Raw genomic sequence first — 15,494 nt, 5'->3', positions numbered from 1 at the left:
GGAGACACCATGAAAACTTTAAGCGACTACCAGTCGATAATTGATACTTTTTTAGAAGAACAACAATACGAACCAAAATACTGGTCACCACACGAAAACCTTGCTCGTTTAATTGAAGAGCTTGGAGAGGTCGGCCGGATATTAAATAGAGAATTTGGCCCAAAGCCACCAAAACCCGGTGAGGATATTTCTCATCTACAAGAGGAATTAGGAGATATTTTAATTGCCCTTATTTGTTTAGCAAACTCACAAAATATTGACTTAAGTAAAGGAATTGAGCAGGGCATAGCTAAAATGATGCACCGCGACATTGACCGCTTTCCTCGTAAGGGGGGTTGAAAACTAGAACGGTGATTTTGCATAAGGGTGTTTAATATCAAGTTGGAATTTACCTCATTGGGGTGTTGGTGATGGTTTGTGTTAGTTGTGTTATATAATGCAAAGTAAGCATAAACAGGACACAAACATGAGGTTACAAAAACACCATATAAAGCATGCAGGATTTTTCATATCTTTCGCTGCAGTATTTTTATCATTAGGCTATCTTTTTACAAGCGCGCTTGACGTGACGGCTACTGGCACACAAACAATAGAGATTGTGATTGACAAAGGCGGAGAGGGTGGGGCTATTTCCAGTTCACCAGCTGGTATTAATTGCCCTGGTGCATGTACCGCTCAGTTTCCAGAGAATACTCAAGTTGTATTAACTGCAGCACCATCTACACATAGGGATGTAGGCAAATGGACTGTTAGCCCAGCAGATGACACATCTATTATTTCGTGTATAGAAGGCAACTATAGTAGTTCCTGTACTGTTGATTTGGCCGACTCCCGATTAGCTGCAGGAGCAGATATTTCAATGTATTTTGGCTACACTCATGGCCCGTTGAGCACAGTAATAAAAGGTTCTGGATCGGGAACAGTTAAAAGCACTCCTGCGGGCATTAATTGCCCGAGTGATTGTTCGGAAGTTATCCCGACATCAACAAATTATAAACTAACAGCCACGCCAAGTTCTAATTCGGTATTCGCAGGCTGGGGTACGCAGTCAGAAGGCGGGGGAACATGTTTGTCTGGAGGCGGCAAAGGTGCGTCTTCTGGAAGGCTTACAAGTTCAACTTGCTCAAATGCCTACGTAAATTCTGCAGTTGGTAGCGTTGTAGCAGTAGCATATTTTGATACAAAACCTACAACCAGTACAACCCCCGACAATAAGACTTCTTCTGCATCCTCATCCACAACGTCTGCTACTGATACATCAGCTGACACAGCGCAAGAAACCAATACCCAAGAAGACGAAGACAGCAGTGGAGACGAGAAAGAAACTGTATTTGAGTCAGTGAAGCTTAACGACGAAGAACACGATACTACCGTCGCCGATGCAAAGCCGAAATTTGCAAAAGATCAACCTGTAAAAATTTCTGGCCAAGCAGACCCAAATACAACAATAAAACTATATATTTTCTCGGAACCGCAAGAGGCAACCGTACAAACAGATGAAGAAGGCTACTGGGAGTACACCATAACAAATCTAGAGCCAGGCGATCATCATGTTGAAGTTGCAGTAGTAGATACTGAAACCGGTCAAGAAAGTGAACCAGCTGTTGTAGCGCAGTTTAGTGTTGATGAAAATACAGTAGTAGAAGAGGATGGGGCTCAACAAGTAGACACCCAGAACAGTTCTGACGATGGATTAAACAAAGCTCTTATCATTGGTAGTAGTGTTATTGGATTGGCAGGGATGGGGTACATAGCGTGGTATTGGTGGCACCACAAAGATTCGATTCTAAAACACGGCAGCAAAACAGAACCCACCAATAGCAACGAGTAGGCTTAGAGCTTAGGACTAATACGGCAGTAAAGTGCTCTACTGCCCTATTATGAAAAAATTATTTTAAAATAATTTTAAAATAGATAAAAAATAGTTTTAAAATAATTTTGGCTGTGTGGCGGGCTATAGAGCATGTTTGCTGTTTGTTCGTGTGCATATGCGTTTGGCGGTTTTTGACTGGTTTGATTTGATTTGGGGTGCGATACTAGTAGTAACGATGAAAAACATAATCAGCAGAGCGAATAGTTCCCTAACAGTTGGTAAAGCTGCCTGGATTTTGTCAGGAAGCTTTGCAGTTAGTGCGGTACTTGGTCTGTTGCGCGAAAAGCTTTTAATTGCCAAATTTGGTCTGGGCCCGACACTCGATGCCTACATTATTGCCTTTTCTATACCAGACTTTATGTTTTATTTATTGGTGTCTGGGGCGCTCAGCGTTACCCTGATACCGGTATTGTCTCAACGCTTGCAGACTGGTAACAAAGAGTCTGCTTGGCAAATTTCTGCAAGTTTGATGAATCTGTTTGCTATTGGTACGGCAATTACCAGTATAGTTATTTTTATTTTTGCACCACCACTGGTAAAACTCATTGCTGCTGGCTCGCCTAAAGAGGTTCAAGACACAGCTGCAAACTTAATGCGAATAATTGCCGTTAATCCGTTCCTGTTTTCTATTAGTAGTGTGCTTGCCAGCATGCAGCAGGCTTTTGGTCGGTTCTTTTTTAACTCGCTGGCCCCCGTTGTTTACAACATCGGCATAATTACTGGAATTGTTTGGTTCGCCCCTGCAATTGGCACGCAAGACAATCCGGCGATTGTTGGTGTTGCTCTTGGTGTGGGATTGGGTGCAATATTGCAACTTATTATTCAAACTATTGGTTTGGCCGGCCTTGGATTTAAATATGATCGCAAAATATTTTGGCGAAATCGTGGCTTTAGAAAAGTGCTCAAGCTATTGCCGGCACGGTCGTTAGACCAAAGTATCGACTATTTAAATTCAATTGTTGAGCGTTTTTTGGCGTCGTTTTTGGTCGTTGGGTCGATAGCTGCTTACAACACAGCCTACGTTTTGCGCAGCGTGCCCATTACGCTTATCGGCGTGGCAATTTCAACCGCGGCTTTTCCTAAAATTAGCGCCCGCGCTGCCAGTAAACGAACCGATTTGTTTAGAAAAGACATTGAGTCAGTTTTTAATGTCTTGCTATGGCTGTCGATCCCCGCGGCTGCCATTGCGTTCTTTATGCGTGGTTATTTGGTGCGGTTTTTGGTCGGCCAAGGAAACACCTTAATAGTTTCTATTTTAGGCTGGTTTACACTGTCAATAATTTTCCGTGCGTTGTTTCAGGCCGCTACCCGGGCTTTTTACGCTCAGCAAGACACTTCTACCCCCTTAAAAATTTCGGTGTACTCAATTCTTCTTAACATTGGTTTAGCAGTCGTTTTTGTAAATCTGTATGACGTTGTTGGACTAGCGATGGCGCAAACTGCAGTCGCCATTTTTGAGGTATTGTTTTTAGTTATCGTGTTAACCAAACGAATCGGCACCGTTTTTACAAAAGAAAGCTTTATTTCTACCTCTAAAATGCTTGTTGCAGTGTTTGGAATGTCAGTCGTTAATTATGTTTTTGTTCGCTACATTTTCCCGCTTAAAGCTGGCGATGTTGGCTTTTTCGCCCTTGCACCTAAATTTGGAGTGATTGTGGTTGTTACTCTTGCCAGTTACGTATTCTTTAGTCATCTATTAAAAATTAAAGAATCCCAGCCAGTTGTTAAGGGATTCTTGAAGCTGCTTTATAAGCCGTTGAAGATTCACCAACCATAAGTCGCTACTTTTGCTGCCAAAAGTAGCCAAAACCACTGGGCGGGGTGTACTTTTCTTTAGAATCAGTTGTTAAAAAGATGTTCTCGCTCAGAGTGCATTCTATAAAGCTGCACCCAGCAGCTTTATGAAGCACGCTTCACTCGGTGTGGTACCCACATCTTTTTGAACAACAGCCTTCTCAGGAAAAGTGCACTTTATGCCCAGACCCAAGTTTATTTATTCAGTATAATTTTTAGATAAATTGATAAATGTTTTCCCAAAATTTGTTAATGGAAAGTCTACTTGATCTCCGCCGTCCCACTGTCCAACTCTTGAATTTCTGGTACAAATACCAAGCAAACATAATTTCTCGCCTAAGTACCTTCCGAAAGTATCATTACTAATTATTTGACGTATTTCCACTGGGGATAAATTCTGCAAAATCTCAAGGCATCTCATAAGTATATTTTGATCATGCTTTTCTGTTACCCAATTATTAAATATAGAACCAGTGACTTTTACTTTGTATTCATCCTCAGCTTGATCGAGATAATCCAGCAACAGGTTTTGGTTATGAGTTTTTGCAAAAATTTCAAAAAGTTCCTTTTGGTGCGAGCTAGTTTTATTGAGTAATACCAAAATCTTTTCTAATAATCTTTTGTCGCGATAAGATGACAAAACTCTGTAGCTAGCCAAAACTAACTGAATTTGTGGGAGTTCTTTTATGGCTTCACTTTCAGTTATTCGATTCACTATTGAATTATCAATTACAACTTCTAGTGAATCTAAGGCGACATCTTTGTTCATGAACTTATTCTACTATAAAGTAATATTTAATGACCTCTGTTACACTACTAGTCATGGAAAATATTAGAAATTTCTGCATTATTGCCCACATTGACCACGGTAAGTCGACCTTGGCGGATCGGCTTATGGAAATTACTGGGACGGTTACCAAGCGTGAAATGAAAGAACAGCTACTTGACCAGATGGATCTGGAGCGGGAAAAAGGTATTACCATAAAATTGCAGCCGGTTAGAATGACGTACCGTCATTCGGAAGATGGAAGAAAGAAGATGGAAGATGGCGTCAATCAAATTGAGTATCAACTCAACTTGATTGACACTCCCGGCCATGTCGACTTTAGTTACGAAGTTAGTCGTAGCTTGGCAGCTGTGGAAGGTGCAATCCTTGTCGTAGACGCGAGTCAAGGTATACAGGCTCAGACACTGGCGAATGTGTATTTAGCGCTTGAACAAGATCTAGAGATTATTCCGGTACTAAACAAAGTAGACTTGCCTGCGGCCGATGTTGACCGCGTTAGTAAAGAAGTTATTAGTTTACTGGGATGCAAGCGGGAAGAAATTATAGAAATTAGCGCAAAGACTGGCCAAAATGTTGAGGCCGTTTTAAAGGCTGTTGTTGAGCGCGTTCCGCCGCCACAACCACTAAAAGACGAAACCGCCAAAGCATTGGTTTTTGATTCGTTTTTGGATGAATATCAAGGTGTAGTGCTGTATGTAAAAGTCGTGGCTGGCGAGATTAAAAAGAACGCCGACATAACCATGCTGGGCACAAAAGCTGACGGACGGGCGTTAATTACTGGCTTTTTTAGTCCGAAACAAGTGCCAACACCAAGCCTCAAGGCGGGCGAAATTGGCTATATTGTTACCAACTTTAAAACAGTTGCCGACGCTCGCGTTGGCGACACAGTTGTATTACACGGAACCACTGCAGAGGCTTTGCCTGGCTATAAACAAGCTATACCATTTGTGTATGCTGGAGTGTTTCCAGCTAGCGCCGACGACTACCCAAACCTCAAAGACGCACTAGAAAAAGTTAGTTTAAATGATGCAGCTTTAGTGTATGAACCAGAAAATTCACAAATTCTTGGCTTTGGGTTTAGGGTTGGGTTTTTAGGTCTGTTGCATCTTGAAATTGTGCAAGAACGAATTGAGCGCCACCAAGGGGTTGAGGTGATTGTGACTAATCCGTCGACCGACTACCACGTTGTAATGGCCAGTGGCGAAGAGCAAACCATTCGTTCGGCCAGCAACCTGCCTGATCCGACGCATATCGCAGAAATTCGTGAGCCGTGGATTCGCGGTGAAATTATTGTACCCGTAGATTATGTTGGGAATGTTGTGCAGTTAATTGTTTCAACTCGGGGCCACCAGAAAAATATTAGCTATGTCGACGAGCATTTAGCCACAGTAAGCTTTGAGGCACCACTGGCAAATGTGCTAACAGATTTTTATGACCAACTAAAAAGCACTACCAGCGGCTACGGCACACTAAGCTATGAAATTGCTGATTATAGAGCCCAGGATTTAGTACGTTTAGATATTTTAGTAGGTGGTGAGCGCATGGACAGTTTAAGTATTATGACTCATAAATCAGAAGCAGAAAGTACCGGCCGTAAAATGTTGGAAAAACTCAAAGACGTTATTCCGCGTCAGCTATTTGAAGTTGCTTTGCAAGCAGCGGTTGGCAGTAAAATACTCGCTCGTGAAGATATTAAAGCCTTGGGCAAAAATGTTACCGGTCATTTATACGGCGGCGACGTGTCTCGTAAAAAGAAATTATGGGCCAAGCAAAAAGCTGGTAAACAACGAATGAAAAAATTCGGTAAAGTAGAAATACCGCCCGAAGCTTTCACAGTGTTACTTAAAAAGGACTAAGCGATGACCGAATCTAGCGCCGACCCACTCGACCAAGTAGAAAGAGTCGAACGTGGCGTGCTGCTTTCGATTACCGAAAATATGGCAGATATCGAGCATGCGCTGGCTAGAATATCTGATGGTGGATTGCTTCATAAAGCCATTGGTTTAAAACAATTTTTAGAAAAACGATATGTTGATCTGACATCAATAGATTATATGATTCGGGCAAATATGGCTGTGCACGATAATCCACACGAACCACGGTCGGCTGTAATGCAAGCCTACATTGAAGAGGAAGCACAGAAAGTTCAAATGAGTATTGAGCAGCACGAACACATAGCTATCAGCCCTGACGCCAGCCCGAGCGGTGATCGAATGGTTAGCTTACTTATGCTAAGGCTTAAGGGTGCACAAAGAGTTTTGCATAAATATCAAAGAGATGAAGAAGAATAGGCTGATATACTACTAAAGAATAATGAAAATACTTAAAAAAGTTTCTCAAACTGCAAAAGAGGCTGAGCGAGCCATGAACGAACGGATCGAAAAGCACCGACGCACGGTGTTTGAGCGCTATCCGTTGCTGTTCACATTTTTAGTTAGCTTTGGGGCAGTGGCAACATTTTACGGATTGCAAGAAATTATTAGCAGTGTAGACATTTTGGCCGACCATCCAACACTAATTTTGTTCTTAGGTATTTCTACGCTGTGGTTTACAGGTAAGCTGTACGAAAAATTAAAATAGTATAGCGTTTGCGACCGCCCGCTCGGCACGTAGTCGACTGTTACTGCATCACACAGTTTTATGAAGCAAACGAGTAAATAACATATTGCTTATGAGCCAGGTTTAAATCAGAATATAAACATGCCACGCACTGTAAAAACATCTGTTACAGTAACCCGGCCACTCGAAGAAGTCTGGCGAGTTGTTACTAGTGACGATAATTTGCAGCAAAAGAGAAACAAATGGATTCGTGAAATAGTTAAACTTGAAGACAACGAAAACAATAACGCAAAAGCCACGTACCGAACATTAATGCGTTTTTTATTTTTCAAAGACGAAATCGTAAGCGAAATAACCTACACTGCCCCTACTAAAGTATCGTGGATTACTGCACCTTCAAAAGGCCCAATAACTGGCAAGGGCCATTACGAACTCCAGGAAGGGAAAACCCCGAACACTACGCGACTGACTTTTACCCAAAATATTGAACCAGCTAATCTAGTGGGGTTCTTCTTGATGCCGGTACTGTCTTTAACGATTAGACGATTCGTTAAGAAAAACCTTATTCAATTAAAACGATTAGTAGAAAACAGCCCAGAAGACAGAGTCGCCTAGTGTTTTAGTGGTATATACTACTAAAACTATGATTAAAAGAGTAAGTAGATTTTTAAAAGCGCTATTAGACACCGAAAAAGCTGTTTCCGAAAAAATAAAAGGCACAAAAGAATCAGCCTTTGATCGATTCCCGATAGTCTTTACGTTACTTGGGGTGTTTGGTCTTGTTGCAACGCTGTACGGTTTTGAAGGTCTGATTGATAAGGTGGACCTTTTTAGAGACAACCCGCTAATACTACTTGGAGTCGGACTCGGCGCCTTAATACTAACTGGCTCGTTATATGATAGATTAAATTAAATGATTTCTACCGAGCTAAAGACAGCTGTAACTAACTACACAATGCCAAAAAGCGCACAAGACACCGTGCGATCGTCTGGTTTTGTAGTTATGGTAGGTATAACTGCCGCCGGTAAAAACACCTTAATAACTGAACTGATTAATACCGGCAACTATATGTCTGTGGTGTCACACACAACACGACAGCCACGCGCCAATAATGGTGTTATGGAGCAGGACGGGCGCGAATATTGGTTTGTGAAGGAAGCAGAAATGGTTAACAAGCTCGACCGCGGTGAAATGCTGGAAGCAAAAGTCATACATAACCGGCAAGTGTCTGGCGTTAGCGTCGACGAATTAGAGCGAGCTATTCGATCTAATAAAAAACCGATTAATGAAATTGATGTTCAAGGTGTGGAAGCGATCAGAGCTTTCTACCCCGAGCTATTGTGCTTTTTTGTCTTACCGCCCGACTTTGACACCTGGCAGCAACGCATGCAACGGCGCGGAGACTTAAGTGAAGACGAAACAATGGATCGCCTACAGACTGCTGTCGAGGAAATAGAACATGTTTTAACCAGTGGCGGGTATATTTTTGTGGTTAACGATGACCTAGCCGACACAGCCCGATACGTAGATGACATAATAACTGGCAAACTTGACCCAGATGAACGAAAAGAACGGAGCCAGAAAAAGGCCGAACGGTTACTGAACGACTTAAAAGCACACCTGAATAATCGCACTGCATAGCCGCTAAAAGCGCTGGTTACGTAGTAATTTAGCACTCTGGACATTTGAGTGCTAAAAATCTATAATTTAGCTACTATGACACCCCGACAAAAAAAGATATTGGAAGCAATTGTAGAGCAGTATGCTGAAGTAGCTTCACCTGTTGGGTCGGTTACCTTAGCGAAAGTGTTTGGTGTTAGTTCTGCGACAATTCGCGCTGATATGGCAGTGCTAGAAAAACTCGGTTTTATTACACACCCCCACACCAGTGCCGGCAGAATTCCAACCGACAAGGGCTACAGACTGTATGTTAATGAGCTACAAGATCTTCGCAGTCACGGCAAGCTGGAGCAAGCTGCTAGTACACGCAGTACCCAAGTTTTAGATCGGCGTGTTGAACATGCTGGCGAACCAAAGCAAGCTATAAAATCTGCTGTAGACAGCTTGGTTGAAATGACAGATAATCTGGGCCTAGCAACAATCGGTGGCACGTTGTACATGAGCGGCTTAAGCCAACTATTTGGACAGCCTGAGTTTGCTCATGGCGGTGTTCGACAAGTAGCGCAGCTACTCGACAATTTAGAGCCATGGCTACGTGAAGCCGCCCCAAATAAACCACTCAGTGTGTTTATTGGCCAAGAGAACCCAATTGGCAAAAACAGCGAATGTACGCTGGTCATTAGCAGGTTCAGGTCGCCGTATTCAGACAATAGCTACATAGGGGTGTTGGGTCCAACCAGACAAAGTTACAAAGAAACTATGGCGCTCGTTAGCCACGCAGGCAGAGCACTGGAAGGTGTGCTGTAAATACAGCTAAATGTTGAAAGGGTAAACATGAAGAATAAATCAGAAGATTCAAATGCTAAAAAACCAAACAAAAAAGATCAGAAAATTGCCGATTTGGAGCAAGAAGTAGAGACACTGACCGGTGACTTAAAGCGCACCCAAGCTGACTTTGTAAACTTTAAGCGACGCGCCGAAGAAGACCGCGCTAGTTCAATTGCATTTGGAGCAAAACAGATTTTACTGAGTTTATTGCCAACACTGGATAATGTTCACCGTGCGCTGGCTCATTTACCCGAGGATTTACAAAATAATGACTGGGCCCAAGGTGTTTCGAAGGTTGCACAACAACTAGAAAAAGAACTCCAAAACTTAGGAGTCGAAAAAATTGGGGTAGAAGACGAGCTGTTCAATCCTGAATACCACGAAGCCGTGGCCGTTGAAGGTGATGGTGAGACGGAGTTTGTTAAAGAGGTGCTGCAAACTGGCTATTCGTTAAATGGTGAAGTGGTTCGCCATGCCATGGTTAAAGTAATTAACAAATAACAGCCGTCTTCGTAGTTATTGCTTTTTCATGCCATAATAAGACATGGAAAACATGCACTATCCTGAAGTAGAAGATTTAAAAGACCAGTTTTTTGGAATTATTGAGAATAGTTTTAGTGCTGATGAAGCGGAGCGCATAAGATCCGCTCATAATATCGCTTCTGACCTGCACAGAGACAAGCTGTATGCCAGCGTTAGCTATGACCTGCACTTGCTTGAAGTAGCAGAAGGACTGGTGCACGTGGGATTTGCGTCAGACCAGCATGCTGACCTTATAATCGCTGGCTTATATCATGATTCGTTTGAAGATGTCCCTGAACAACTATTGCAATTTGTAGGGTCGGGTAACGGCAGCGGCGATGTGAGCGTAACTGAAGCCCTAGAAAAAATAACTAAATCTGAAAAAGTTGCATTGTTTGTGCAAATGGTAAGCAATAGACCGTTTCCAGATGACATTGAACCAACAGAAGAAAATAAAATACGGTTTTATGCTGATAATTTGCGGCAAAAATTTATAGGTGATGTGTCAGAGCAAGAGTATGACCCAGAGCTGTTTGGTAAAGCCGTAGCCCTTAAAATAATCGATACATATAAAAACACTAAGCGGCTACACTCCGTGAAATCAAAAACAAAACGAGCATATTTGCGTAAAAAGTACACAGAATCATTAAAAGTGCTTGAGGAGGCGTATAAACTGCATGTGCTTGGCAATCCGTCCGTAGCTGACCAAGCGGAAGAGCTGAATAAATGTCTGGATGGAATTGAACTAAGTATAGGCAGGTCACATGTCATGGAAGGTTACTTAGAGCGGTGATTTTTAGGCACTAGCACTCTTGCACCGTGAGTGCTAATTCTGCTAAACTAGCACTGGTGGCAGGTAACTGCTAGGAATCAGTAGTTCGTATTTGGTAACTAGTGATTCGTAAAAAGTAATTTAATAAATTCAAGCAAGAAGATTTTCAGGTAACTAGCTTTTTAGCTCCTAAGCTTTGCATAAAGATGCAGTACAAGGAAAAGCCAAAAAACGAGTGAGATGTACAAATAGTACTTCGAACGAGTGATGTAGGTTTTGACGAAGTAATGCGCTTTAAGTAGCTCTGGAGCAGCGAAATTTGTTCGCGGGCAGAGAGCTACGTTGCAAAACTTAGGAGGAAAAAGTGTCAAAGATAATTGGAATAGATTTAGGAACAACCAACAGCGCTATGGCTGTTATGGAAGGCGGTAGCCCGCAAATTATCGCTAACAGCGAAGGTGATAGAACTACACCAAGCGTTGTAGCTATTGGTAAAGATAAAAATCGCTTAGTTGGTAAGGTTGCTTACCGACAACGGGTCACCAACCCAGAAAACACTGTTTTTGGTGTTAAGCGACTTATTGGTCGTAAGTTTAAAGACGAAGAAGTGCAACGCGACATCGACATTATGCCGTATAAGATTGTTAAGGGTAAAAACGACCAACCTAGAGTAATGCTCGACGGCAAAGAACAAAGTCCAGAAGAAATTTCAGCAATGATTTTGAGCAAGCTCAAGGCTGACGCAGAGGCATATTTAGGTGACAAAGTTACTCAAGCTGTAATTACGGTTCCAGCGTACTTTGACGACAGCCAGCGTCAGGCAACAAAAGACGCTGGTAAAATTGCTGGCTTGGAAGTTAAGCGAATCATTAACGAACCAACCGCAGCAGCCTTAGCCTACGGTCTTGATAAGCAAAAAGATGAAAAAATTGCCGTGTTTGACCTTGGCGGTGGAACATTTGACGTATCAATCTTGGAGCTAGGTGACGGCGTGTTTGAAGTTAAGTCTACCAACGGCGATACTCACCTTGGTGGTGAAGACTTCGACCTTGTCATTGTTAATCACTTACTTGACGTAATTAAAAAAGACCACGACAAAGACCTTAAAGGTGACGCACAAGCAATGCAGCGGCTTAAAGAGGCTGCTGAAAAAGCTAAAATTGAGCTTTCGAGTGCACAAAGCAGTGAAATTAACTTACCGTTCTTAGCAGAAGGACCACTTAACTTCGAATACGAACTTACTCGTAGCAAGCTTGAGCAGCTAGTAAGTAAGCTCATCGAAAAAACTGCTAAGCCGTGTCTCGACGCGTTAAAAGACGCCAAGCTTAAAGCCAGCGAAATCGACGAAGTCATTTTGGTTGGTGGTATGACCCGAATGCCAGCAGTGCAAGCTAAAGTTAAGGAGATCTTTGGCAAAGAACCGCTTAAAGGTGTAAACCCTGACGAAGTTGTAGCTGTAGGTGCTGCGATTCAAGGTGGCGTACTAGCAGGTGACGTTAAAGACGTGCTGCTTCTAGACGTCACTCCACTAAGCCTTGGTATAGAAACCTTAGGTGGCGTTACAACCAAGTTGATTGAACGAAACACTACTATCCCGACTAGTAAGAGCGAAATTTTTTCAACAGCAGCAGACAACCAGCCAAGTGTTGAAGTTCATGTTGTTCAAGGTGAACGAGAAATGGTAGCCGATAACAAATCACTCGGTAGATTTGTTTTAGACGGCATCGCCCCAGCGCCACGCGGTGTTCCGCAAGTTGAAGTAACTTTTAATCTTGACGCTAACGGAATTTTGAATGTTACGGCCAAAGACAAAGGTACTGGCAAAGAACAGTCGATTACTATTAAAGACAGCGGCAACTTAGATAAAGACGAGATTGAAAAAGCTCAAAAAGATGCCGAAGCTCACGCTGAAGAAGACAAGAAAAAACGCGAAGCAGTAGAAGCTAAAAACGCATTAGAAAACGCTATATATACTGGCCAGAAACTGATCGACGAAAACGGCGACAAATTGTCCGACGAAGATAAGAAGACAGTTGAAGAAGCAATTGAGGAAGCTAAGAAATCTCAAGAAGAAACGGATAAAGAGAAGCTCGAAGAAGCTGCTAAGACACTACTTGATAAGGTATCTCCGATTGGTGCGAAGATGTATAAAGAAGCAGCTAAAACAGCTTCAGAGGACGGAGAAGAGAGTAGTGAGTCTAGTGACGACGACAAGAAAGACGACAAAGAGTCTGATGAACCTGTAGAGGGTGAAGTTGTGAATGAGAAGAGAGAAGACAAGTAGCAATGGTTAGTGTTTTAGAAGGGCTAAAACAAGCAGGCGCTACGTTACGCGCTGCAGATAAAATTGACGAATTTAATATGATTCTTGAAGCGCAGCAAAAAATCTTTGATTTGCAGCTCGAAAATAAGAAACTAAAAGACGAAATTGATAAGATTACATCAAAAGGTAAACTACAGGTTGACTCCAGCGGCAGGGCTTGGCTAGTAGCGACTGGTAATTTAAATTTTGGAAATCTGAGGTTTTGTATCGCCTGTTATGACAAAGACCAAGTTAGATCACCTCTCATTAAGTATGGATCACTGAAATCATATTGCCAACTCTGCAAAGCAGATTTTGATAAGGGTTAGAGACAATGAACCCACGTGAATTAGTTGAAGATTTACAAGCAGCACTAAGTAAAATGAACGCAAATTTAGAGAAAATTGCTAGTGATGTTGAAGAAATTAAGCAAAAAATTACCGATAAGTAAGATAGACTGTAGCTAATGAAGAAAAAATTAAGTTTTAAAGAACGAAAAGAACAAGACTTGCTGAGTGCATTGGACGATGTGTATGAGGCAGAAGACAAGGCGGGCAAAAAACCGTCTAGCCGATCAAATTCAGGCGGCAATAACGCAAAAAATCCAGCATCAAAAAAGAACGATTCTACGAGTAGGCGTAAACCCCAAACTAAGGCGCAATCAACACCACCGGCCAAGGCAGAAAGTGGCCGAACAGTTGTGTATATTGACGGTGAAAATACGTTTTTTCAACTGTTTGACGAGCTTCGAAAAGCCAAGCTGATAAAATTCCGCGACGATTTAGTGAAGTTTGACATGGAAATGTTACTGAATCACATGTTGGGCGACCTAGGCCCGCGCGAAGACAGGTATTACGGCGCAAAATTACACGAAGAACATGATGACCCAGAGCTTAAAAAACGCACGCTAAAGATGATAGATCATAAACGACGCTGGATAGGCTATTTATCAAATAGTGGAGTTGAGTTTGTTGCAGCTGGTAAATTAGTTATTCGACCAAGTATTAATCCAATTACTAAAAAGGATGAGCTGTCGTTTAACGAAAAAGGTGTAGATGTTAGCTTAGCGGTAGATATGACGGAAGCGGCAGCAACCAATAACGTAGATACTGTTGTACTGTGGAGTAGTGACCAAGACCTAAAACCAGCCATGCTTGCAGCGGAAAAAAATGGCGCAAAGGTAATTTACCTTACGCACGAAGAGCGCGTTAACGATGTAATGACAGGTAGCGCCAGCGAAACGCGGTTAATACCGAGTGATTTGATTATAAAGGCATTCAAAAAGGCAAATTAAATGGCTAAACGAGATTACTACGAAATTTTAGGAGTTAGTAAATCCGCCAGCGCAGACGAGATAAAAAAGGCTTTTAGAAAATTGGCTATTAAGCATCACCCAGATAAAGAAGGCGGTGACGAGGCTAAATTTAAAGAAGCCTCTGAAGCCTATGAAGTATTAAAAGATGAAAGCAAGCGCCAACGCTACGACCAGTTCGGACATGCTGGTGTTGGCGGAGCGAGCGGTGGCGGCGGAGCTGGTTTTAGTGGTTTTGAAGACATTTTTGGTGGGTTTGGTGGCGGGTCTGGCCAGCGAGTACATGTTGACTTAGGCGACCTTGGACTTGGTGATATTTTTGAAGGATTTTTTGGTGGCGGCGGTGGTGGCCGGCGAACTAGGACACAAACCGAACGTGGCCGCGATGTTGAGACAAACGTCCAGTTAACATTTGAAGAATCAATTTTTGGTACCGAAAAAGAAGTTGAACTAAGCCTTCTAGATGTATGTGAGCATTGTAAAGGGACAAAAGCAGAGCCTGGTCACGATGTAAAAACATGTGACACCTGCAAAGGGAGCGGTCAAGAAGTACAAGTAATGCAAACGCCGCTTGGTAATTTTCAGCAAGCCAGAACCTGTCGGACATGTAAGGGTGAAGGGAAAATTCCAGAGAAAAAATGTAGCGTATGTGGTGGCAGTGGTGTTACTCGACAGAGTAAAAAAACTACGCTTAAAGTCCCTGCTGGTATTTATGATGGAGCTACGATTCGGCTTACTGGCCGCGGTGAAGTTGCCTCAAACGGAAACGCTGGCGACTTATATGTAAATGTGCGCGTTAAAGCACATAAGCACTTCACGAGAGAAGGTAATTTAATCTTAAGCGACGAACACGTGCCAATGGTAGACGCAGCGCTAGGAACAGAAATTGAACTAGAAACCGTTGATGGGAAAGAAAAGCTAAAAATTCCTGCTGGGACCCAAAGTGGTACAGATTTTAAAATTGCCAACAAAGGTGTGCCGAGTTTACGCGGTAAATCACGTGGCGACCACATTGTACGCGTACTTGTAGACACGCCAACCAAACTGAGCAAAAAACAAAAGAAAATACTCGAAGAATTTAGAACCAAAAAAGGCAAGAAATGGCTGTAGATTTAGAAGCTGGT

General features: G+C 42.5%; 17 protein-coding genes. 16 read left to right on the top strand and 1 reads right to left on the bottom strand.

What is annotated here, in order from left to right:
• Positions 1 to 9 precede the first annotated feature (9 nt).
• The 3 genes from EYO12_03305 to murJ all read left to right on the top strand — a co-directional run bounded on the left by EYO12_03305 (position 10) and on the right by murJ (position 3,650).
• Positions 10 to 339, top strand: coding sequence for a nucleotide pyrophosphohydrolase (locus EYO12_03305; GenBank protein ID HIA92116.1), 330 nt, complete (start codon positions 10 to 12; stop codon positions 337 to 339).
• Between the two features lie 127 nt (positions 340 to 466).
• Entirely contained in the window at positions 467 to 1,831 is a 1,365-nt protein-coding gene (locus EYO12_03300; protein ID HIA92115.1) for a carboxypeptidase regulatory-like domain-containing protein, read from the top strand.
• A 217-nt stretch (positions 1,832 to 2,048) separates the two neighbouring features.
• Positions 2,049 to 3,650: a murein biosynthesis integral membrane protein MurJ gene (murJ, locus tag EYO12_03295; GenBank protein ID HIA92114.1), complete on the top strand. Its 1,602-nt coding sequence runs from the start codon at positions 2,049 to 2,051 to the stop codon at positions 3,648 to 3,650.
• 216 nt (positions 3,651 to 3,866) lie between these two features.
• Here murJ and EYO12_03290 read toward each other — a convergent pair whose 3' ends face one another.
• Positions 3,867 to 4,436, bottom strand: a complete 570-nt coding sequence (locus EYO12_03290) for a hypothetical protein (protein ID HIA92113.1) — start codon at positions 4,434 to 4,436, stop codon at positions 3,867 to 3,869.
• 29 nt (positions 4,437 to 4,465) lie between these two features.
• On the opposite strand from EYO12_03290, the gene lepA reads away from it, so the two are divergent.
• From lepA to dnaJ, 13 genes are all read left to right on the top strand, one after another.
• A complete protein-coding gene (lepA, locus tag EYO12_03285) occupies positions 4,466 to 6,310 on the top strand; it encodes an elongation factor 4 (protein ID HIA92112.1) in 1,845 nt (614 codons plus the stop codon).
• Between the two features lie 3 nt (positions 6,311 to 6,313).
• The gene (locus EYO12_03280; protein HIA92111.1) at positions 6,314 to 6,745 is read left to right on the top strand and encodes a hypothetical protein; all 432 of its coding nucleotides are present in this window, start codon (positions 6,314 to 6,316) and stop codon (positions 6,743 to 6,745) included.
• Positions 6,746 to 6,767: 22 nt separating this feature from the next.
• Positions 6,768 to 7,034: a hypothetical protein gene (locus EYO12_03275; GenBank protein ID HIA92110.1), complete on the top strand. Its 267-nt coding sequence runs from the start codon at positions 6,768 to 6,770 to the stop codon at positions 7,032 to 7,034.
• Between the two features lie 120 nt (positions 7,035 to 7,154).
• Positions 7,155 to 7,628, top strand: a complete 474-nt coding sequence (locus tag EYO12_03270; protein HIA92109.1) for a hypothetical protein — start codon at positions 7,155 to 7,157, stop codon at positions 7,626 to 7,628.
• Between the two features lie 28 nt (positions 7,629 to 7,656).
• Entirely contained in the window at positions 7,657 to 7,926 is a 270-nt protein-coding gene (locus tag EYO12_03265; GenBank protein ID HIA92108.1) for a hypothetical protein, read from the top strand.
• Positions 7,927 to 8,655 (top strand): hypothetical protein, encoded by a 729-nt coding sequence (locus tag EYO12_03260; protein ID HIA92107.1) that lies wholly within the window; start codon positions 7,927 to 7,929, stop codon positions 8,653 to 8,655. It begins immediately after the preceding gene.
• A gap of 75 nt (positions 8,656 to 8,730) precedes the next feature.
• Complete coding sequence (locus EYO12_03255) at positions 8,731 to 9,441, top strand: DeoR family transcriptional regulator (protein ID HIA92106.1); 711 nt, start codon at positions 8,731 to 8,733, stop codon at positions 9,439 to 9,441.
• Between the two features lie 27 nt (positions 9,442 to 9,468).
• Positions 9,469 to 9,963 (top strand): nucleotide exchange factor GrpE, encoded by a 495-nt coding sequence (locus EYO12_03250; GenBank protein ID HIA92105.1) that lies wholly within the window; start codon positions 9,469 to 9,471, stop codon positions 9,961 to 9,963.
• Between the two features lie 43 nt (positions 9,964 to 10,006).
• Positions 10,007 to 10,777 (top strand): hypothetical protein, encoded by a 771-nt coding sequence (locus EYO12_03245; protein HIA92104.1) that lies wholly within the window; start codon positions 10,007 to 10,009, stop codon positions 10,775 to 10,777.
• A 343-nt stretch (positions 10,778 to 11,120) separates the two neighbouring features.
• Positions 11,121 to 13,040 carry a molecular chaperone DnaK gene (dnaK, locus tag EYO12_03240; GenBank protein HIA92103.1) on the top strand — a complete coding sequence of 640 codons (1,920 nt, stop codon included), beginning with the start codon at positions 11,121 to 11,123 and terminating at the stop codon, positions 13,038 to 13,040.
• Between the two features lie 2 nt (positions 13,041 to 13,042).
• Positions 13,043 to 13,387 carry a hypothetical protein gene (locus tag EYO12_03235; GenBank protein ID HIA92102.1) on the top strand — a complete coding sequence of 115 codons (345 nt, stop codon included), beginning with the start codon at positions 13,043 to 13,045 and terminating at the stop codon, positions 13,385 to 13,387.
• 137 nt (positions 13,388 to 13,524) lie between these two features.
• Positions 13,525 to 14,352 (top strand): NYN domain-containing protein, encoded by an 828-nt coding sequence (locus EYO12_03230; GenBank protein HIA92101.1) that lies wholly within the window; start codon positions 13,525 to 13,527, stop codon positions 14,350 to 14,352.
• Positions 14,353 to 15,480 carry a molecular chaperone DnaJ gene (dnaJ, locus tag EYO12_03225; protein HIA92100.1) on the top strand — a complete coding sequence of 376 codons (1,128 nt, stop codon included), beginning with the start codon at positions 14,353 to 14,355 and terminating at the stop codon, positions 15,478 to 15,480.
• Positions 15,481 to 15,494 lie beyond the last annotated feature (14 nt).

The organism is Candidatus Saccharibacteria bacterium (assembly GCA_012965045.1).
GTDB lineage: Bacteria > Patescibacteriota > Saccharimonadia > Saccharimonadales > DTSZ01 > DTSZ01.
The sequence above is the reverse complement of the archived record's forward strand: the minus strand, read 5'-3'. Positions and strand labels throughout refer to the sequence as shown.